General features: G+C 56.7%; 14 protein-coding genes. 7 read left to right on the top strand and 7 right to left on the bottom strand.

Annotation, left to right across the window (positions count from 1 at the left end; translation table 11 throughout):
- Positions 1–43: 43 nt before the first annotated feature.
- Entirely contained in the window at positions 44–1042 is a 999-nt protein-coding gene (locus K227x_RS02580; RefSeq protein WP_145167938.1) for a metallophosphoesterase family protein, read from the bottom strand.
- 364 nt (positions 1043–1406) lie between these two features.
- Between K227x_RS02580 and K227x_RS02575 the strand changes: the two genes are divergently transcribed.
- The 4 genes from K227x_RS02575 (at position 1407) to K227x_RS02560 (ending at position 8299) form a co-directional block, all read left to right on the top strand.
- Positions 1407–4226, top strand: a complete 2820-nt coding sequence (locus tag K227x_RS02575; protein ID WP_145167937.1) for a C45 family autoproteolytic acyltransferase/hydolase — start codon at positions 1407–1409, stop codon at positions 4224–4226.
- Between the two features lie 29 nt (positions 4227–4255).
- A complete protein-coding gene (locus tag K227x_RS02570; protein WP_145167936.1) occupies positions 4256–5950 on the top strand; it encodes an FAD-dependent oxidoreductase in 1695 nt (564 codons plus the stop codon).
- Between the two features lie 107 nt (positions 5951–6057).
- On the top strand, positions 6058–6897 hold the full coding sequence (locus tag K227x_RS02565; RefSeq protein WP_145167935.1) for a sugar phosphate isomerase/epimerase family protein: 840 nt from the start codon (positions 6058–6060) through the stop codon (positions 6895–6897).
- Positions 6898–6964: 67 nt separating this feature from the next.
- The gene (locus K227x_RS02560) at positions 6965–8299 is read left to right on the top strand and encodes a Gfo/Idh/MocA family protein (protein WP_218933724.1); all 1335 of its coding nucleotides are present in this window, start codon (positions 6965–6967) and stop codon (positions 8297–8299) included.
- Between the two features lie 167 nt (positions 8300–8466).
- On the opposite strand, the gene K227x_RS02555 is transcribed toward K227x_RS02560, so the two are convergent.
- Complete coding sequence (locus K227x_RS02555) at positions 8467–9381, bottom strand: metallophosphoesterase family protein (RefSeq protein ID WP_218933723.1); 915 nt, start codon at positions 9379–9381, stop codon at positions 8467–8469.
- Between the two features lie 338 nt (positions 9382–9719).
- Here K227x_RS02555 and K227x_RS02550 point away from each other — a divergent pair, with 338 nt between their 5' ends.
- Positions 9720–11069, top strand: coding sequence for a Gfo/Idh/MocA family protein (locus K227x_RS02550; RefSeq protein ID WP_391540414.1), 1350 nt, complete (start codon positions 9720–9722; stop codon positions 11067–11069).
- A 530-nt stretch (positions 11070–11599) separates the two neighbouring features.
- On the opposite strand, the gene K227x_RS02545 is transcribed toward K227x_RS02550, so the two are convergent.
- From K227x_RS02545 to K227x_RS02530, 4 genes are all read right to left on the bottom strand, one after another.
- Positions 11600–12889, bottom strand: a complete 1290-nt coding sequence (locus tag K227x_RS02545; protein ID WP_145167931.1) for a 3-keto-disaccharide hydrolase — start codon at positions 12887–12889, stop codon at positions 11600–11602.
- Positions 12890–13037: 148 nt separating this feature from the next.
- A complete protein-coding gene (locus K227x_RS02540; protein WP_145167930.1) occupies positions 13038–14111 on the bottom strand; it encodes a dihydrodipicolinate synthase family protein in 1074 nt (357 codons plus the stop codon).
- Between the two features lie 17 nt (positions 14112–14128).
- Complete coding sequence (locus K227x_RS02535; RefSeq protein WP_145167929.1) at positions 14129–15160, bottom strand: NAD-dependent epimerase/dehydratase family protein; 1032 nt, start codon at positions 15158–15160, stop codon at positions 14129–14131.
- A gap of 67 nt (positions 15161–15227) precedes the next feature.
- A complete protein-coding gene (locus tag K227x_RS02530; protein ID WP_261343474.1) occupies positions 15228–16673 on the bottom strand; it encodes a sulfatase family protein in 1446 nt (481 codons plus the stop codon).
- 743 nt (positions 16674–17416) lie between these two features.
- On the opposite strand from K227x_RS02530, the gene K227x_RS02525 reads away from it, so the two are divergent.
- Together K227x_RS02525 and K227x_RS02520 are read left to right on the top strand one after the other, a co-directional pair.
- Positions 17417–18676, top strand: coding sequence for an NRAMP family divalent metal transporter (locus K227x_RS02525; RefSeq protein WP_218933722.1), 1260 nt, complete (start codon positions 17417–17419; stop codon positions 18674–18676).
- A 14-nt stretch (positions 18677–18690) separates the two neighbouring features.
- Positions 18691–19188, top strand: coding sequence for a GNAT family N-acetyltransferase (locus K227x_RS02520; RefSeq protein ID WP_145167926.1), 498 nt, complete (start codon positions 18691–18693; stop codon positions 19186–19188).
- A gap of 562 nt (positions 19189–19750) precedes the next feature.
- Here the strand turns inward: K227x_RS02520 and K227x_RS02515 are convergent.
- Positions 19751–20989, bottom strand: coding sequence for an Lpg1974 family pore-forming outer membrane protein (locus K227x_RS02515; protein ID WP_218933721.1), 1239 nt, complete (start codon positions 20987–20989; stop codon positions 19751–19753).
- Between the last annotated feature and the right edge of the window lie 308 nt (positions 20990–21297).

Raw genomic sequence — 21297 nt, 5'->3', positions numbered from 1 at the left:
ATGGGTGGGATCAACCAGCGCAACTGGACACTGGCGATGGGAATCAAACCTGCGGTTCAAAGCGAATGTCCATGAAGGCTCCCACGGCGTTGGCATTGGTCACAAACTGAGGAATGCCGTTGACAACATCCACGGACTGCCGATGAATGTGCCCAGCAAAGACCCCCATCAGGTTGGCGGCTTCGAAGACCTCGCGATGAAAGTCGAGCGTCGTCTGAGTATGGCCGGATTCCGGCCACCTGGGGCGGCGTTCGATTTTGAAGTTGCGATCCGTGGCGGCGGACCATTCCGGATTTCCGCAACCAAATCCCATCGAACGTCCCGCTGCATACAACGGAATATGGACCAGTAGGACCATGGGCTGACCGCGACTTACCTGCGTCCGGAAGAACTCGAGCTGTTCCGGTAGAATTTCGTAGTGCGAGTTATCGATCGCCACAAAGCGAACTCCATGCAGATCGTACGCCGCCATCAGAGGATTTCTCCCTTGATACAGTGGCTTCAATCGGCGTTCAATCCATTCGGCTCGAAGTTCATCCAGCGTTCCGTCCATGCCTTCGTAGTGCCAGTCGTGATTTCCCGCCACATACAACCACGGCGTTTGAATGGCTGCAAGTCGCTGAGTGACCCATTCGATGGCAGCCTCGGATGGAAAGCTGAAGATGTCTCCGACGAGTGCCAGCAGATCGATGTCTCCGGTTTCCGCTCGCGCGAGAGCTTCTTCAAAACATTGTTCCGGATTGGTTGGTTTTCCGGTTCGGACGTGAGTCGTTGAATTGTACGCCTTAGCCATTCGGCCACTGAATTCTTGGTACGGCTCGCCTCGCTGGTCATCGGTGAACAGGTGAGTGTCCGCCACAATCATGACGTTGACTGGGCGCGGCACGGCGTTGGTAAAGAACGTGACTTTGTTGTCGTCGATCGCGAACGATTCCCCACGCCCCGCATCGTGCCGAGAAGGCGGTTGAGCAACCGCAGCTGGGGATGCGAGTCCGGCAACCGAAGCAGCGGCTGCCGTTTGAACGAATGCACGACGTTTCATCGAATGAACTCTCGTTTGGTTGACTGGAACAAAAAGGGGCAGGAGCCGATTCAGGGGCCGGGACAACCCGCTTCTTGCCTATTCTAACCACTCTGATCCGACCATTTCGCCTCTGCCATACTGTTCCGTGGCAGCTCCGCGACACCGATTTTCGAACCCTGAATTGCTGGGCCGCGAAAGTGTTCCGACCATCGACGCTGGCATTCTGCTGAATGATTCGAAACTTCCATCCATTGCGTCAGGTACGATATCGAAAGCCGACGTGCCGTTGGACCTCGCCGGGTGGCGGCATCGCCTAGCAAGTCGAACCACACCTGCACGTTGAACCACACCAAGAACGTAGTCGCATTTTGACGAGAACCCTATGAGCACTCCGTTGCGCTGTCATCTGCTAGTGGCACTCTGCTTGTCCGTGCTGATCCCTTCGAAACCGATTTGTGGTGCCGAAGCGGATTTGGACCGTCTAACACGACAGATCCAGCCCCTTGTCGCCTGCCTTTCCGGACAGCGTGACGCGTTCGCGATGACGGCGCAGGTCGACGCAATCATTGACGGAAGCCCGCAGCGGATCGATGCCAGGTTCGTCAGGTATTCGGACGACGCCTTCGATCTGGATCTCGTCCACCAGGACTATGCGGTCAAGCTGCGCCGACGTGCGGAGGCGACCGCGATGCTGCTGCCGTTGCACAACACGGTCTTTGTGGGCCGCGGCAAAACCGACGACCTTGACCATCTGCGGCCAAAAGAAATCACCGCTCGCATCATCAGCCCATTCACCAGCGTTGCGACTTACGTGCCGATCCTGCAAGGCGGCGATGCGGGCGGTGTGTCGTTGATTTTGACCGGGCTGACGAAGCTCCGGTTCGATCCCGCGGCGTCCTGTTGGAGACTGGGAAGCGACACCACCATTGAATTTTCCGCACAGGGTCAGGCGATCGACATGCGCTGGGATGATGCCCATGTGCAGTTGGCTTTCGGCGACGTGACAGGCGAAGTCGAGGCGATCGGAGACTGGCCAGGAATGCAGGTCGTTGAATTGCCGCGAGACGAACTTGAACGGCAATTGGTTCGCGGCGTTCGTCGTGCCGGTGAAATTTTGGCGCCGTCGTCACGTTTGACCTCGCCACCTGAAACGGCCAAACGCGTTGACCACGGCGAACTGCGTTGGATCGACGGGCAACGCGTTGTTTTACTCGGCGGCACACCGCAGCAGATCGGCACCGCACACGGCGAACTGTTGGCCGATGAGGCGAATCGCTGCATTGACTCGGTGCTCTACACGTTCGGAACAGCACAGACCATTCGCACCGGTCGATGGTTTCGCAGTGAGTTGGCCGACGCCTATGCGAGACTGGCACCCCATATCCCCGAGCGGCACCGGGTAGAGACGCGTGCGATGGCCGCCAGCTTGGGACTCGATCCGGAACTCGTCGAAGCGTTGAACGTCTTTCCCGAACTATTCCACTGCTCCGGCTTTGCCGTGTTCGGCAACGCGACAACCGATGGGACGCTCTACCACGGCCGGGTGCTGGACTACATGACCACGATTGGACTGCAAGATGCAGCGACGACGTTCATCGTTGCCCCCCAAGGGCAACATGCCTTTGCCAATGTCGGATACGCAGCATTCATTGGCAGTGTCAGCGGCATGAACGCGGTGGGCATCTCGCTGGGCGAGATGGGTGGAAAAGGCGAAGGTCAGTGGGACGGCGTGCCGATGGCGACCCTGATGCGACGTGCTCTTGAAGAGTGCTCGACACTCGATCAGGTCACGACGCTATGGACCGACAGTCCCCGCACGTGCGAGTATTTCTACGTGTTCGCCGACGGCAAAACCAATCAAGCCGTGGGGGTCGCCGCGACGCCTGAAAGCATCCAGTTCGTTCAGCCAGGCGAAGCTCATGAACTGCTTGGGGAGGGCATCGAAGACGCCGTCGTGCTATCAGCGGGATCACGGTTGGAACTGCTCAGAGAACGGGTGTCGCAAAAATACGGACAGATCAATGTCGATGTCGCGCAGTGGTTGATGAGCCGGCCGGTCGCGATGCAGTCAAACTTGCACAATGTGCTGTTCGTTCCTGCCGAGGGCGTCTTCTATGTAGCCAACGCCAGCCATGACAAGCCTGCGGCCGAACGCCCCTACGCACGAATGGATTTGAACGCATTGTTGAAGACGATGCCCAACGCCGACCAACAGTCCGCGGTCACGCCACCACAACTGAGTGAATCGGAGCTTGTCGCTGGCGCGGTCTTCGCGGCGCGGGACACACTCGACACGGGACACGAACCGTCGGCGGATGCCCGAGCCTGTCTGGACGGTTTGATCTGGCAGGCCACCGATTTCGACGTTCAATGCCAACCGCCGCATGACCGCTGTGGTGACTGGAGCATTCGGTTTCCGTCGCCGACACTGACCGGGGACGCGGCCAACGACGTGGTGAACCTTGAATGGTACATGGCCCGTGACGAAGCCGGTCTGCCGATCACCGCCCCGGCGGTCGTCGTCGTCCACGAATCGGGAAGCAATATGACCGTCGGTCGCTTGATCGCCAGCTCGCTGCGGCAGTACGGACTGCACGCGTTCATGATCCAGCTACCCTATTACGGAGAACGCCGCGTCAATTCCGATCGGCCGGCTGGCGAGCAAATGTTTTCCGCGATCAGCCAAGCGGTCACGGATGTGCGACGGGCGCGAGACGCCGTTGCGGCTTTGCCGCTGATCGCGACAGACAACATTTCGGTCCAAGGCACAAGCCTAGGTGGGTTCGTCACTGCGACGGCAGCCAGCTTGGACAGCGGCTTTAACCACGTCTTTATCATGCTGGCCGGTGGCGACTTGTTCGATGTGATTGAAAAGGGCGAAAAGGATGCCGCTCGGCTGCGAGAATCGCTTGCCGAGCGAGGGATCACGGGCAGCAAATTGAAATCATTGACGGCAACGGTCGAGCCAACTCGCATCGCGCACCGGCTGGATCCGGCAACGACGTGGATCTATTCAGCGCAGTTTGATCGTGTGGTACCGCCGGCGAGTGCAAAAATCTTGGCCACCACGGCGGGACTCGATCGATCGCATCACATCGAAATGTTAGCCAACCATTATTCGGGCATCATTTATTTGCCCTACCTTCTGGACCAGATGCAGCAGCAAATCATTCCGACCAAAGCCGTCGCCTTGACCGAATAGATTCACGTCGAAAACTGAAAGCAATCTCCATGAACCGAAACCGTCAAACACGCCGGACTTTCTGCGCTGCCGTTGCCTGTAGCGCGATCGCGGCCCCCTTTTCACCATCGTTCGCTGGATCCGAACATGAACATTCCGTTGATGTTGTGATTGTCGGCGGCGGGCTGGGAGGGTGTGCGGCGGCGATCGCGGCGCTTCGAAATGGCTTGCAAGTTGTCATGACCGAATCGACGGACTGGATCGGCGGGCAACTGACTAGCCAAGGCGTTCCGCCCGATGAACACCACTTGATTGAAACGAGCGGTGCGAATCAATCCTACCGTGAACTGCGATCACGCATCCGCAAGTACTATCGCGACAATTACCCGCTGACCGACACGGCTCGCCAAAATCCACATTTGAATCCCGGCAACGGAAACGTGTCCCGGTTGTGTGCAGAACCCAAGGTTTCGTTGGCCGTGCTGGAACAATGGCTGGCCCCGTACGAAGCATCTGGACAGCTTGTGTTGTTACGCGACCACGTCGCGACGACTGCCGATGTACAACACGACCAGGTCCGTGCGGTCAGCGTTCGCTCGACAAAGACAGGCCAATCGCGTGTGCTGCGTGGGAAGTACTTCGTCGATGCCACCGAATTGGGCGACCTGCTGCCCATCACGCAGACCGAGTTTGTCACCGGATCGGAGGCACAGTCGCAGACGAACGAACTGCATGCCAGTGAAACCGCGGATCCGAACAACCACCAGGCATTCACGATGTGTTTTGCCGTCGACCATCTTGCCGGCGAAGACCACACGATCGATCGACCAGAGGAGTTCTCTTTCTGGCGTGACTTCGTTCCGCCAATGGTGCCGCCATGGCCGGGTCGGTTGCTAGACCTGACGTACAGTCATCCCCCAACGGGAAATCCCAAACGACTGGGCTTTGATCCCCTTGGCGGCAAATCCACCGGGGGCGCACTGAACCTGTGGACCTATCGGCGGATGATCGATCGGTCGCTGTTTACGCCGGGGCGGTTCGCCGGCGACATCAGTCTGATCAATTGGCCACAGAACGATTACCTGCTGGGCAATCTTGTCGGCGTGTCTGACGATGAATCTGCGCGGCATATCGCGCGCGCCAAACAATTGAGTCTTTCGCTGTTGTATTGGTTGCAGACCGAAGCACCTCGCCCCGACGGTGGCACGGGTTTCCCCGGACTGCGGCTTCGCCCTGATTTGATGGGCACTCAGGATGGACTGGCTAAGACGCCCTACGTCCGCGAATCGCGTCGCATCCAAGCCGAGTTCACTGTCCTAGAAGAACACGTCGGCCGCGAAAACCGGAGCAAGGTGACTGGCAAACCGACATCCGAAATTGCCGCCGCAGCATTCGCGGATTCGGTCGGCGTCGGCAGCTATGCGATCGACCTGCACCCCAGTTCCGGCGGCGACAACTACATCGATTTTTCTACGTTTCCGTTCCAGGTTCCGCTCGGATCTCTACTGCCGACCAGGATGCAGAACCTGTTGCCGGCGTGCAAGAACATTGGCACGACGCACATCACCAGCGGCTGCTACCGCCTGCACCCGGTGGAATGGGGAATCGGCGAGGCCGTCGGGTGCTTGGTCAGCTTCGCGCTGAAACAAAAGCAGACGCCGCATGCGATTCGATCCAACGAACCATTGTTGAACGATTTCCAAAAGTTCATTCGCGGTCAAGGTGTTCAGACGCAGTGGTCCTGAACAGTCCACCGTATCATCAGTCCCAAGCGACTCGGCAACGCGATTACGTTTGTCGCGACCAGTGTTGTCCGCCGGCCGGCAGTTCGAATGCTAACGGAGCCCCAAGCATGCATCGACGCAAATTTCTCCAAGGCGGGATCGCGCTGGGCACCATGGCCGCGTCTGCTCCACCACTGCTGGGCGGGCCATTCACGGGAAAGATTCCCAAGTCGCTGAAATACTCCATGATTGGCGAACGACTTCCGCTGGCTGATCAGTTTCAACTGCTGAAGCAATCCGGGTTTGACGGGGTCGAGATCAGCCTGCGAGACGGACTAGCGGTCAAAGACATTCTCGCCGCGATCGATGCCACCCAGATTGATGTGCACGGTGTGATCCATGGGTACGACGACGACCATTCGGCGTCGATCGATCTTTGCCAACAGGTTGGCGGCAACTCAGTTTTGATCATCGCTCGCGAAATTGCAAAACTTAGCTACGCCGACAACTTCGCCAGATCACTCGAAATCGCACGCAAAGCGATTCCGCACGCGGAAAAACACAATGTTCGCCTGCTGGTTGAAAACGTACGCGCTTCGTTTCTGAAGACCGCCGAAGAAATGGCTCGCTTCATCGACGAATTGGAGTCCCCCGTGGTCGGTGCGTACTATGACACCGGCAACACAATCACTTGGACGAAGCAAAGTGCCCAGCACTGGGCACACGTGCTGGGGCATAGGATTGGGAAGCTGGACATCAAGGACCGGGGTCACGCGGTATTTGGTAACCCCAAGCTGAAGTCAAAGACAGCAGTCGGCACAGATGGCGGCGAAGTGCATTGGCAGAAAGTCCGCCAGGAACTCGCCACCGTCAATTTTTCGGGCTGGGCATCGGCCGAAGTCGCAGGCGGCGACGCTCAGCGAATCGCCGGCATCTCGCACTGGATGGACCAGGTGCTGGACCTTTGACCGAGTGAAGTCGATGCCTCCTAAGATGTCTTCAACAACGCCTCTCTTACCCAATGGAAATGCCGCCATGCAAAACGATCGCAAACTTCCTGAACCATCGAACATCGCATCGCAAGCGCGTCGCCGCACCTTCTTGAAGGCGTCGGGAAGTGCCTTGGTGGGCGCCACACTTGCCCAGACAAAATCGTCGGCACAGACACCGCATGTCAGTGTCGACGACGACATTCGGATTGGACTGATCGGTTGTGGCGGGCGCGGTACCGGGGCCACACTGAATGCATTGAAAGCTGATCCAGGAATCCGGCTAGTCGCGATGGCAGACGCATTCGAAGATCGACTGCAGGGCTGCCTGCAAACTCTACAGCGACAAAAGGACTTTCGCAGCCGCATCGACGTCAGTGAGGAAATGCAGTTTACGGGACTCGATGCTTATCAGAAAGTTCTAGCGACCGACATCGACGTCGTGTTGTTAGCCACACCGCCTGGGTTTCGCCCCCTTCATCTGAGTGCCGCGATCGACGCCGGAAAGCACGTCTTTGCTGAAAAACCCGCAGCCGTCGATCCAGCCGGAATCCGCAGTGTGTTGGCATCGGCGGCCAAAGCAAAGGAAAAGGGCCTGTTCATCGTCGCCGGTTTGCACGCGAGATACGAACCCGAAACGATCGAGATGACCCGGCGCGTCCAAGACGGTGCCATCGGCGAAATCTTGAATGGCCGGATGTCGCGATACGGCGGTGGAACGTGGGTCAAGCCGCGCAAGCCTGGTCAAACGGACGTTGAATACCAACTTTCGAATTGGCACTATCACACTTGGCTTTCCGGTGACTTTCTGATCGAGCAATTTGTGCATGAGATCGATCGCATGGCTTGGGTGATGGGCGGCTATCCGGTGTCCTGTTTGGCGACGGGCGGCCGCCAGACCAGAACGGAAGAAATGTACGGACACACCTACGATCACTTTGCGGCTCTCTACAAATTTGCCAACGGTTCCGAGCTCTACACGACCAGCCGACAACAGAAAGGATGTGCCAATGTATTCGACATGCGTTTGGCGGGGACAAAGGGAACCTGCATCGGCGCGGGCAAGACGCGATACGAAATTGCCGGCCCAACCGCATGGCAATCCGGAAAGGGAAACGGCAAAAAGCAGGTCGGACACCAGACCGAACACGATGCGTTCTATCGGGAACTACGATCCGGCGGATACCTGAACAATGGTGATTACTTTGCCAAATCAACCCTGATGGCCATCATGGCACGCGAGTCGGCCTACACCGGTCAAGAAATCACTTGGCAGCAAGCCCTGGATGCCAAGCAGGATCTGATGCCCGACAACATCGCCTGGGACACTCCCGTCCCGCCGTGGAAAGTCGCCATCCCCGGCACGACAAAATTCGCGTAGGTGACGTAGAGGTGTACCCACGTAGCCATGTAGGCCGGATGAAGGAGCGCAGCGACGCAGATCCGACAATCAAGCATCCCGGCACCCACCCGAATTTACCATACGGTGCAACACGACAATCGGGTCTCGCCGATCCTGATCAGCGACGCCAAAGGTACACCGACACGCTACCAAGCAACGGTTTCGGTTGCCAAGTGTTGATCGTGTCCGTTGTCGATGCATCGCAGAGTCAACTGCATTCCCGTCGCCGACAGGGACGCGTCGACCCAACCGATGGGGCTGGTCTCGCTAAAGGCGTAGCCAATCGGAGGCAAGTTGATCAGGTGTAGGCCGCTGGGCCGTTGCTTGACGCTATAGCTATGCGTGTGTCCAAAGACATAGGCTTTGACGTGAGGCTGTGATTCAAGCAAATCGAACAGCGCCACCGAATCTTGCAGACCGGTCACACGGCCACCGTCGGGCACGTTGAACTGTGGATTGTGGTGTCCGACAACGATCGCGGGCTTCCCAGCATTGGCCTTCAGTGCCGCGCGGAGCCAACGGATCTGCTGCGCGCCCATTTCGCCGGTTACATGATTGACCTGCTGTAGCGTGTCGATCAAAAACCAGTTGGCAAATTTCGTTTCGACCATGGAAACGTGTTTCCCATCGACGGCCGCGTTCTCCTTGCCGTGGCTGGCAAATTGTTTGTGAAACGCGACTCGATCGTCATGGTTTCCCATCGTCATGTGCAGCGGAATGTCAGCCGCAGGAAACGCGGTCAGCATGGACGCCAGTGTCTTGTAATCCGCAGGCAAGCCGACGTTGAAGGCACAATCGCCGTCAATCAACGCGATCGTTGGCTTCTGCGTTTGATCAAGAACATCCTCGATCACATTCACCAGGTTCGCCGACATCACGGACCCTCGAACCACCTTCGTCGCGTCCGCATCCACGTGCGTGTCGGACAGCAACGCAACATGTTCCGTTGCATCGTACGTCTGGTCGCCCAATGCTGGGCCGAACGTCAGCAGACTGGCACCGGCGCCAAGCGACGTTTGCAAGAACGATCTTCGACGCAGACTGGTCAAATGAATGGGCATGTATGCTTCCTCTCCATGACGTTTTTCATTGCGAACAAGTAGAACACGATCGCGACACATCCGCGTATCGCGGTCCATCCCAATGGACATTGCCGCATGCCCCGCGACGACTCAACAGTGCACAGGCAACCACTTGGTCCAAGCAACCACTAGTTTCACCGCCGTCGCGGGGATCGATCCTTTGCGAATGACACCGAAGTCGCCGGCTTCTGTTGTGACGCGTGCATGGGCGAGCTAGCATAATAGCCGCTGGCACACGACGACCGACAATTCGATTGGATTCCGTGCCGCTTCCCGCCTTTCAGACAGATCCCGCCCCACCCAACCTACCTCGGAGAATGGCCATGGCCACATTTCCCACCCGCCGCTCGTTCTTGAAGTCCACCACTGCGGCCGGCGCAGCAATCGGACTCAACGCCATGTCGTATTCACGCGTCTACGGCGCGAACCAACGACTAAGGATCGCCAGTGTCGGAACCGGCGGAAAGGGATGGAGCGATCTGAATGGTGTGGCCGCCAGCCCCGATGTGGAAGTAGTCGCACTGTGTGACATCGACAGCTCGGAAAAGCATCTTGGTCAAGCCGCGCAGAAGTACGCCTCGGCCAGACAATACGACGATTGGCGCAAGCTTCTTGACGAATCGGCCGACGTCCATGGTGTGATGGTGTCGACGCCCGATTTCATGCACGCTCCGATTTCAATGGCTGCGATGCATTTGGGGAAACATGTCTTCTGCCAGAAACCGTTGACGCACACCGTCTACGAAGCAAGGCAAATGAAAACGGCCGCTGCGAAATACAATGTCACGACGCAGATGTGCAACCAAATCCAATCGCACTCGGCCTATCGCACAGCGGTACACATGGTTCACGAAGGCCTGATCGGCAAGGTCACGGAGGTCCACTCGTGGCAAGGGGGCCAACCATCCTGGCCAAGAAACATCGCCAGACCCCAAGGCAGCGATCCCGTGCCCAAGCATGTCCGTTGGGACCTATGGCAAGGCGTTGCACCCGAGCGTCCGTTCAAGGTGGGCATGTACCATCCGTTCAATTGGCGCGGTTGGCAAGACTATGGAACGGGCCAGCTTGGCGACTTTGGATGCCACATTTTGGATCCTGTGTTCAAATCGCTCCAGCTCACTTCACCCACCAAAATCACGGTGGAAGCACCAACCCTGCTTCCAGAGACCTGGACCGATCGCGCGAGCGTAAGCTACGAGTTCCCTGGAACCAAGTACACACTGGGCACCACACTGCCGGTCACCTGGTACGACGCGGCCGGCGTATTGCCGCCACGCGAGAAACTGGGGGACATCCCCGCGGACTACAAGCTGCCGACTGCGGGATCAGTCCTGGTCGGCGAGAAAGGGTCGCTGGTCATTCCTCACGTGGCGATGCCGGTGCTGTTTCCAGAAGATCGATTTCCTGCAAACGAGTTGCCTGTCATCGAAGGCGTTGACCACTACACGCAGTGGGCCGATGCATGCATGGGCAAAGCGAAAACCACTTCCCACTTCGACTACGCCGGCCCTTTGACCGAGACTGTGTTGCTGGGCACCATCGGGATCCGATTCCCCGGCCAACAGCTCGCTTGGGATGCCGAAGCGATGAAGATCACCAACCAGCCCGAGGCGCAAAAGTGGATCACCAAGCCCTACCGAAAAGGTTGGGAACCAACCTGGATCTAGTCGATCCTTAGGCTTGCCGAACGAAGCGTTGGAAAATCCGACGCATCTGACTCGGAATCGCATTTCCAAACGGAACCAATCCCGCTGTGGTAGCACAATCGCTGACACCCACATGAAGACGACTTCGTGGCGGGCGTGCACGTTTCGGCATCAAAGATTTCGATGGTGATCTCAAGCGGTTTCGTTGGCCTATTGGCGTTTGCGCAGTGCAGGTGCCCATCAATCACGACGCCACTATTGAGATGCTGGATCCCCCGATCCGGCGGGCGCTTCCCAGCGAACAAGGCGTTTGGCGGATTGCTTGTCGTATCGAGCAATCGTGTGGTTCGCGATCGCATAGAAGGACGACGAGTCCACGGCCACAACTTGATGCGCTTCCACGGTGCGAACTCGCCGCTTTTCCAAGCCGTCTGTGAGCTCATGTAGGACGGCTTTTCCAGGCCGTCTATGGAGAAGCAACGACAGCCTGGAAAGGCCGTCCTACGGGGCCACTTGGCTTTGGGGTGCTCTTGCGTCACCGGCTTAACGACCTACTTCCGGTTGATCAGCTTCATCATTTCTGGGGTGATCGGCATGACTTCGAAGTCCTTGAAGAACATTTCGCAGTCGGTTCCACCGTGCATTTGCAGGCCCAGCTTGCCCGTCTTTTCGCACTCTTCGTCGACGATGTCCGATGTGCAGAATCCGTTCAGCGTCTGGACCAGTCGGTCGCCATACGCGGCCGTGCAGGTCGTATTCCACTGGTCGTTCTTGTTGCGAACCGTTTCGACAAGCTCGTCGTTGGCGACGATCCAACCGCGACCGGGAATCGTTTTCCCATCAATGATGCCGGCGGTGTGCCAGAGCGCCGAGTCTTTGCCGTTGTTGGCGATTTCATTCTGGAATCCGCGCAGTACCCACGGGGCACTCGTCTCTTCGGCACGGAAATACAACGCACTGTTGCCGCCGTGCATTCGGTAGGTGACGCGAGCGATGAAGTTGTCGTAATCATCGGTGGAAATGACGAGCCCATCCTTGCCCTGGCTCTTGGAGTGGACGCCATGCAAAACACCGTCTTCGGTGAAAGACCATTCTTCCGGCAGCACGAACTTGGCGTTAGAAAGCTGGTAGTTGCCGTCGTCGCCTTTGACGAAGAATGAATCCCACTTGCTTTCGCCCAGATCCTTCACGCGGATATTCCGCCAAGCAACACTGCCGGATTTGCCTGCGTGAATCTGCAGCCCCAAAAATCCTTTCATCGATAGACTGTCGAACATATCGACAACCAGTTTGCCATTGAGCCATGTCTTGATGGACGGGCCGACACACTGAATTTCGACGTCGTTCCACTGCCCCGCCTGATTGCTTGCCTGCGCGGCATCCATTCGATCCTGAGGTGTGTGTGCGTCCAGCCAAATGATGCCGAACTTATGTCCGCGGCGTCCTTCGTCGTAAATACGGCCGGTCATGTCGCCACCGGGACGCATTTCGTACTGATAACCATAAACCCGCTGGCCATCGCCCTCTGGACGCGCGGCAGAGCGGAACTGGACGCCGGAGTTCCCGTCTTCCAGGAATTGATACTGCAGCTTCAGAACGAAGTTTCCGAATTCTTTTTCCGAACACAGAAACGTATTTCCCGGTGTGTCCGGCGCGCACTTCCCAACGATCGATCCGTCCTGGACCGCATACTCGGCAGACCCGCCGCGCTTGACCCAACCGGTCAAATCACTTCCGTTAAAAAGTGAAACGAAGCCATCTTCGACGTCTGCCGCTGGCGCAGTCGGACCGCAGGGCACTAACAGCCCGAACATCATTGCCGCTACAAAAAGTTTTCTCATTGCTGTCTCACCTAGGTGTCATTCGTATGGAATCAGTTCGCTTGGAATCAGGATACTAGTCTCCCCCCGCAGTCGCACAGATTTTCGGGTCGCTGCAAAGACGCGTCAAGCGCCGAATCAACCAATCAATCACACATCGGGGATCGGTTCACGACAACCACCGGCGTAGGTTGTCCTGCACAAACCCGTCGTCGTTCAGATGCGGGTACGCCTTTGTCACTCGATCGATCTCCTGAGACTGTCCTTGGGAAAGGACCTCGTTGGGATCCAGGCACCAAGTTCCTCGCATCAATCCCTGACGTCGCAAGACCTCGTGAATCCCGGGGATACAGCCGGCGAAATCGTTTGCCGCATCGAAGAACGCCGCATTGCAATCCGTCAATTCAATGTTGCGTCGAAGCAATTCCGACGGGACCCCGTTGCCGCTGGCGACCACAGCATGCACTTCGTCAAGCAATTCGACGGCCGCCCGAGCCCAAACGCTCCAATGCCCCAATAAACCACCGCGGATGCGGACCGACTTTGGCCCCGCATCACAAGCAATTCGGTATTCGGTCAACAAATCGACAATGATGTTATCATCGTTTCCGGTATACAGCGTGATCTTGTCTTCGCATCCGGAATCACAGACGGCACGAACCACGTCCAATGTTTGGTAGCGGTTGAACGGCGCCATCTTGATCGCGATCACATTTTCGATTTCCGCGAATTCACGCCAAAACGAATACGGCAACTTGCATCCGCCCACAGCTGGCTGCAAATAGAACCCGATCACAGGAATGACAGCAGCCACTTCGCGGCAATGGTCCAGCAGCTTGTCGTGGCTTTCGCCTGCAAGCGCGGCGAGGCTTAATAGACCGCTGTGGTAGCCATGGTCGACAGCAAACGTCGCTTCCCGGACCGCTTGCTGGGTCGTTCCACAGACGCCGGCAACCTTCCAAACATGTCGGCCCTGAGCCGCTGAATAGTCGTCGATCACTTCGGAAGTGAGCTTCAAAACCGGTTCGAACAAATTGATGCCGGGGTCACGGATTGCGAATTGCGTGGTGTGAACCCCCACTGCGATGCCACCCACACCCGCGTCGATATAGTACCGTGCTAGCGCGGCTTGGCACTGCCGATCCAAACCACGCTGGGCGTCCAACGCCAACGGCATTGCGGGGATAACGATTCCCTTCTGAACGCTGTCGCGAATCGGCTTTGGAATTTCGTTGATCTGCACTCGATTGATCCCTTTTCTTAATAGCCGCCGTCGACGACTTCAAAGTGTGTGGGCTTCCCCAGCGAGCGTCCGCCGACGCTGACCCAATGAGCCTGCCAGCGAATCAGTTGCTCGGCGGTCACCGATGGCGGGCCGAACAAACTTGTCGCCTTTGCACTGTCACTGAGATAAGAAACCTGGCTGGCGGTGGTCGTAAAACGCACGGGCTTGTTCAGCAATTCCCCGAGTTGACGAGCGACGTCTTCGGTACGCAACGTTTCGGTGCCCGTGACGTTGATCTTGCTGGCAGGCGACGAACACTGATCAAGACACATCAGAGCCTGATGATTCGCGTCTCCCTGCCAGATCATGTTGAACGCTTCGACGCCATTGTTGACCGGCCGGTCGTTCCAAATATTTTCGGCGATGTCATAGATGACTCCGTATCGCAAGTCGACGGCGTAATTCAGCCGGAACAGGCAGACCGGGGTCCCGTTCGATACGCTGCCAAATTCGAACACACGTTCACGTCCCAAACACGACTGAGCGTATTCGCCAACCGGTGCAGGTTCGACGGTTTCGTCGGGAGCATCGTTGATGGGAACCAACGGATACACGCACCCGGTCGAAAAGGCGACGATACGGGATTGTGAAAAATGCTCGATCACGTTCGCTGGAACCATCGTGTTCATGGCCCAGGTCAACGCTTGCGAACCGCTGGTACCGAATTTACGTCCCGCCATGAATACGACGTTCTTGGTTCTGGGCAGCGACGCAACCGCAGCACGGTCGATCAGATCGCATGCAATCGTCTTGACGCCTAGCGAGTCCAGCAACGCACGCGAACCTGGGCTAGAGAATCTTGCCACTCCATAAACAGTCTTCTTCACTCCCGCTTGCTCGATTGCATTGACCGCCAATTGCGCCAAGCTAATTCCCATCTTCCCAGCCACCCCTAAAATCATCACGTCACCGTCCATCGCCGACATCCAGCGAACCAATCGCTCGCTCGGCCGTGCCAGCAACTGGTCCAGTTGTGATTCGCTATCGATTTGATCAGGGAGATTCATTTCAGTGGCCTTGGCCAAAAAGGTTGGGATGGCAACGGAACAAGCCGAGAGCATTTCGGGTGCACTCTTATCTGGGCAGTTTGCGTTGCCCAAGCCTTTCCCCCACAGGTGGACGGATCGGTAAAGCCAATCCGCCGGACGTCTGCAGCTCGTCAAACAGTTGATTCTGCAGCGAAGTGATCTGCTGCTGATACGCGGGCACATCAATCAAATTGTGCCGCTCGTGCGGGTCTGTTTTCAGATCGTAGAACCCGTTCTGGTCCCAGACCCCGTGGTAGTAGATGTACTTGAACCGATCCGTCCGGATCGCCAACGTCGTTGGCGTTGCGGGAAAATTCCATTCCCAGTGGTATTCGTACAACAGATGATCCCGCCACGGCAAATCCGCAAGGGCTTGTTTGGATTCGGCGGTCTCTTCCCACAGTGGCCGCATCGATCTTCCATCAAACTGAACATCCTTGGACGGCTGCACATCACAGACGTCTAAGATCGTCGCCGCAACATCGATGTTTTGAACCATTTCCTCGACGATCGTCCCCGCAGCGATTCTGCCCGGTGCTCTGGCAAGCATCGGCACACGGATAGAGTGCTCGAAGGCATCTCGTTTGTCATAGAATCCATGCTCGCCCAATTCAAAACCGTTATCGCCCATGTAGATCACGATCGTGTTGTCACGAAGGCCAGCTTGGTCGACGTAGTCCAGAACGCGACCAACGTTCTCGTCCAGCCCGAACACAGTTTCCGCGTAAGCGTGGTACAGATCGTCGAAGTCCGGCACGGGGTCGTTATCAAATGCACCCGTTTCCATGTGGTCGATGCCGTGAATACTGTAGCGACGATTCCGCACCCAATTCGGTTGGGTGCGATAATTCCGCTCGGTATTGGCCATCGTCTCGGGATAGTCAATCGGTTCGTCTTTGTACTTGCCTTGATTGCGAGGCGCCGGAGTGAATGGGTAATGAACCGCCTTGTAAGACAGATACAAGAAGAACGGCTTGTCCGACGAATCACGATCCCGCAGCCAGTCGATTGCTAGGTCGGTCAGCACATCGGTGGTGTACCCTGAAAACGAGTTTTGTTTGCCGTTGATGTTCAGCGTCGGATCGTGATAGACGCCCTGCCCCAGAAAGCTAGCCCAGTAATCAAATCCGCTGCGGGGTTCATCACTGTCATGCCCCATGTGCCACTTGCCGACAAAGGCCGTGTTGTATCCGCCGGACTGCAAGTCCGAGGGAAAGAACCGGGTACCGACCGGCACATCCCGCTGGTTGTCCACCACGCGATGATGGTGCATGTATTGGCCCGTCAATATCGACGCTCTACTGGGCGAACAAAGCGAGGTCGAAACGAATGCGTTCTTGAAAACCGCTCCTTCGCTGGCAATCCGGTCCATGTTGGGCGTCTTCAAGAATTCGGGACAACCTTCGATGCAACTCATGAAATCGAATCGATGATCATCGCTCAAAATGAAAACAACATTTGGCGGTTCAGCAGCAAAGCCGCGCGAGACCAAAATTCCAAAGACAAGTACGTGAACGACCCAAAGGTGATGTTTCATAGATGTGCCAACAACTTGTCGCATTAGATGAAGATGACGCTGTTTCCGGAAACAACATCTGCTTAGAAACGGCTTCGCGATTGAACTTCTCGCTTTGCCTTACGCCCCCCTTTCTCGCCCCGATCATCAGCATATCCTATCGAAAACCGAAAACCTAGCGTCTTCGACACGAAGCGTTATCAACCACCGGCAGTTCGGATCCAACGATCGCTTCGAAACACGCAGCCATCCGATGAACCACGATGACGCGTTGGCCGGGAAGCCAGCGGAGCTTGTTCAATCCCACGCCCCACAATCCACAATCCACGAGCATCATCCGACGGGGTCAGGTTGTTTTTGGTCTTTCAGAAACCCGGCGGCCGGATGCCCATTCGAATGCACAATGCAGCTAAGATGGATGCGATCAAGTCCTCCACTGTGCCCGACAAATCGTGCAACGAGGTTCGGGCGACAGAGAAGAACGACACGATCATGCGAGCACCGACGGCGCAGTCACGCTGCCCGCATCATGACCGACATCCCACCAACAGACGTTTGACCAATCTCGGTCCGAAAGGGCGAGCGACCGGGCAGACCGGTTCCAATCGAACGTTCCCACCATCCGTTGCGGAATTCGCCCAGAGTCTCGCCACCAGCCTGCCCTCACCTTCCCTGCCGAACCGGTTGACCAGTTTCGCTGAACCATTGGACACACCACATTGACTGATTCACCAGACGCCAAACCCGTTTCGCTATTCGGGCGTTTTTTTCAGATCCTTGGCCCCGGACTCGTATCGGCCTGTGTCGTGATCGGCCCCGGCAGCATCGTCACGAGTTCGTCCGTTGGCGCTACCGCAGGATTTGCCAACGTTTGGGTGGTCATCGTTTCGGTGATCTTCATGTCGGTCTATCTGACGCTTGCCGTGCGATTGGGCGTCGTGACCCAACGATCCGCCGGCGACGTGATCGCCGAAGCCGCGCATCGATTTCTATCGATCCTGGTTGGCGTTTCCGTCTTCTTCATCGCGGCGGCATACCAGTTCGGCAACAACCTTGGCGTTCATGCAGCGATCAACGGATTCATCCCCTGGAACTACTGGATCGTGATCCTGAATGCGTTGGCGTTGATGTTTCTGTTTGGATTCAAAAACTTGTACGCGGTGCTGGAACGGTGCATGGCGGCGTTGGTTGGCGTGATGTTGATCGCGTTTGCCATCAACCTTGTTTTCGCAAGGCCGGACCCGATGGCGATCCTGCAAGGACTGAATCCATTTGCTGGAACGACAGAGATTGGCTTGCCGCTGATGGGCCTGATCGGGACCACCTTCATCGTTTCCAACGCATTTTATCAATCCTATCTGGTGCGTTTCAAAGGCTGGAAAATCAACGACATGAAACTTGGTTTGTTCGACGCGCGCGTCGGTGCGACGATCATGGCCGTCATCACGCTGATGATCATGTGCACGTCGGCGTCCGTGTTTCATCCGCAATTGATCTCTGGCGAAATGACGCTGGACGACATCAACGATGTTTCCAAAATCGCCAATCAATTGGAACCGTTGTTCGGACCAGCCGGACGATTCGTTTTCTGCATTGGCCTGTTCTCGGCCGCGTACTCTTCGTTCATCGTCAACTCGATGGTCGGTGGATTTGTGCTGGCGGATGCATTGAAGCTTGGGAATCTTCCCAATGACCGTGGTCCTCGGATCATGACAGCCATCGTGCTGCTTTCCGGAATGGGCGTGGCCCTGTACATGATCGTGATGGGGGTTGGGAAACCAGCAGGTTTGATCGTGGCGGCCCAGGCAACCACGGTGGTTGCATCGCCGTTGATCGCAGCGACACTTCTGTGGCTGACCAATCGCAAATCCGTGATGGGCGAAAACACGAACGGCCCAATCACGAACGGGATCGCAGGCCTAGGATTGATCGTCTTGCTACTGATTTCCGCCAAAATCCTGTTCGTTGATTTACTCTAATCGTCTGCGACGCCATGATTCTACGCCGATACCAACCAGCCGATCTAATCGCGATGCAGCGAATTGCGATCGAAGGATTCGCAGAGGTTTCGATTGACCGCAAGATGCAGCAACGATTTGGCATCTTGGGCGAAACCGACTGGACGGTTCGTAAAGCGTTTAGCATCGAACAGGACGTTCGTCGCGATCCAGACGGCGCGTTTGTCGCAGTCCTAGGGAATGACCTATGCGGGTTCATCACCACTTGGCATGACCAACAAACCGGTGTCGGCTACATCCCCAACCTAGCCGTCGCCAGTCATCAGCAGGGCAAAGGACTCGGCCGATCCTTGATCCAGAAAGCATTGGATCATTTTGATTCCCTCGGGCTGACCGTGGCACGCATCGAAACACTGACCAACAACGCAGCCGGAAACCATCTTTACCGCGGCATGGGCTTTGAAGAAATCGCCCAGCAAATTCATTTCGGGTTGAAAATCCAAAATGATGGTCCACCAGATTGCGAGCCCTAGGGAGCGTGTTTTTCGAAAGTCGGGTTTATCGAACGCCCGGCTCCGTCGATTCGGATCCGTCGACCAGCCAGCGGACTCGAATCACGCCCGGATGGTTCCGGTTTGATCGCGAAACCTAAGAATGCCGATGCCGTTCGACGAGTGACCGCCTTGCAACTCTAGAATCAAATGCCTTCACGTGACGAACCCCTATGTTCCCCCCGCACCGTTTGATTCAACGCCACAGGCTCAGGCTGCCCCCCGCCATCCGTTCATGATTGGTTCTCGGCAACCGGCGTTGGACCGACCTGATCACATTGCCCTGGGCGATAGCCGCCGGAGTGGTCAAATGGATTTCCGCACGCAAAATTCGGTCCGTGCCATGGGACGGCGAATAACGACACCCTGCCAAGAGTCTGCAGGCGAGGCGTACTGCCGCAATCCGATCCCGCCTGATCTGGAAGGGCAACGACGTTCGGCATTTGGTCAGAGAAGTTTCGACGCCTTGTTGATTCACAACAACGTCTCTCGTACACGCATCACGGATGGATGCCTCGCGAGAGACCAGCAGGTCGAGTTGACCCTACCAGCTGATTTCGCTGCCGACGCTGACGCCTGCGAATCCGATTCCGTCGTCCATGGGACCGTCGCCGTTGATTCCACCATCGTCGCCGGTGAACACGGCGGTCGGGTTAGCACCACCAACGTTCCCGTAGTGCTGTGCTTCCAACGCGACACTGATGTTCAACCATTCGGTCATCGTCAACAGGACTCCGAGCTGAATTTCAGCATTGCCGACGAGGGTGTCCATGCCATCGGCATAGGAACGCAGGTCGACCGCTCCGATCGACTGACTGAAATTGTCAACAATGTTGTCATCTGCATGAAACGCTTTGTGACCAAGCAGCATCGATCCACGCAGATTACAGAACAGACTGATGTGGTCCACCGGAAGACTTCGTCGCATCCGCAAACTAACGGTCGGACCGAAACCGCGGAACTCTGAACTGGAGAAGACGTCGCCTTCGTCGGTTTTCGCTTGGTAACTTTGTGCGATTTTCCCGTACCGAATCCCAGCGTACACGTCGAACGATGGCGATAGTTGTTGTTGCAGTTCCCAGTCAATCACATCTGCCCGAACTTCGCTATTGAACGAACCTTCGGCTAAGTCGCGGACCCCGGTCACGATGTCGCCTTCTTCGCTCAGGAATCCGACGCTGCCAAAGCTGCCCGTCGGGATCAAGCCGTTCGCATCGTTCGCCGAGAATCGTTCGTTTTGATTGAAACGCCAGTAACGGACGCGCCACCCCAACAGCCCGCCGGTCGCTTCGGATCCAATTTGAACACGGGGGCTGTAGGACAGTTCCCATGGAAACTGGAGATGGGTGTACCCGTCATCGGTTTGCACAATGACGGCCGTCGAGTTGCTTTGCAGTGGTTGAATCAACAGGTTTTCGTACGTCGCAAACCAGCGACGACCGGGTTCTGCTTCGAATGCTTTGAAATCGCGCGACGCCGTCTTCATTTCCTGCTGCAGCATGCGCGACCGCAGGCCAGCGACCTCTGCCAATAGATCTTCATGCGACTGGACGGTGCCCATGGCCAACGATTCGTTGAAACCAACCTTGGCGATCGCTTCTTCGCCGGCCGCAGAATCCTGGTCCGTCGGCTTTGGATCACTGATCGAGAAACCGTCCAACGAAAAGTCTTGTCCCCACGCAGTCTGGTTCGGGCAACTATGCAGCGCGATCAACAACAGTCCCATGGCGGTGCGAATCAGCCAGGAGTGGATCGCTGGGTCAGTTTCACGACGCAGTTTCATAGCTGTGGGCATAGCTGGAATCATCAAGTGGAATCAAAGGTGTTCATTGTTCGCAAGCGGAGCCTACGTGTCGTCAAAGGTGTGACTATCACGGCACGGCGGTCAGCAGGTAGGCCAATTCACTGGAAATCACGTGTTTTTGGCGCGTAAAACTCGCTGCGAAACTGCCTTTCGCCTTGTCGTGAAACTGACTACACTCCGCAAATCGGGTTTTTGGCACAAATTGCGAAGTTTGGCTCAAGTCGAATCTCAGTGTCACGACCCGACGCACCAGGACGGTGCGTGGAAACAACGATTGCATGCCCCGA

This window comes from Rubripirellula lacrimiformis, from assembly GCF_007741535.1.
GTDB lineage: Bacteria > Planctomycetota > Planctomycetia > Pirellulales > Pirellulaceae > Rubripirellula > Rubripirellula lacrimiformis.
This window is presented reverse-complemented; position numbering and strand designations above follow the sequence as displayed.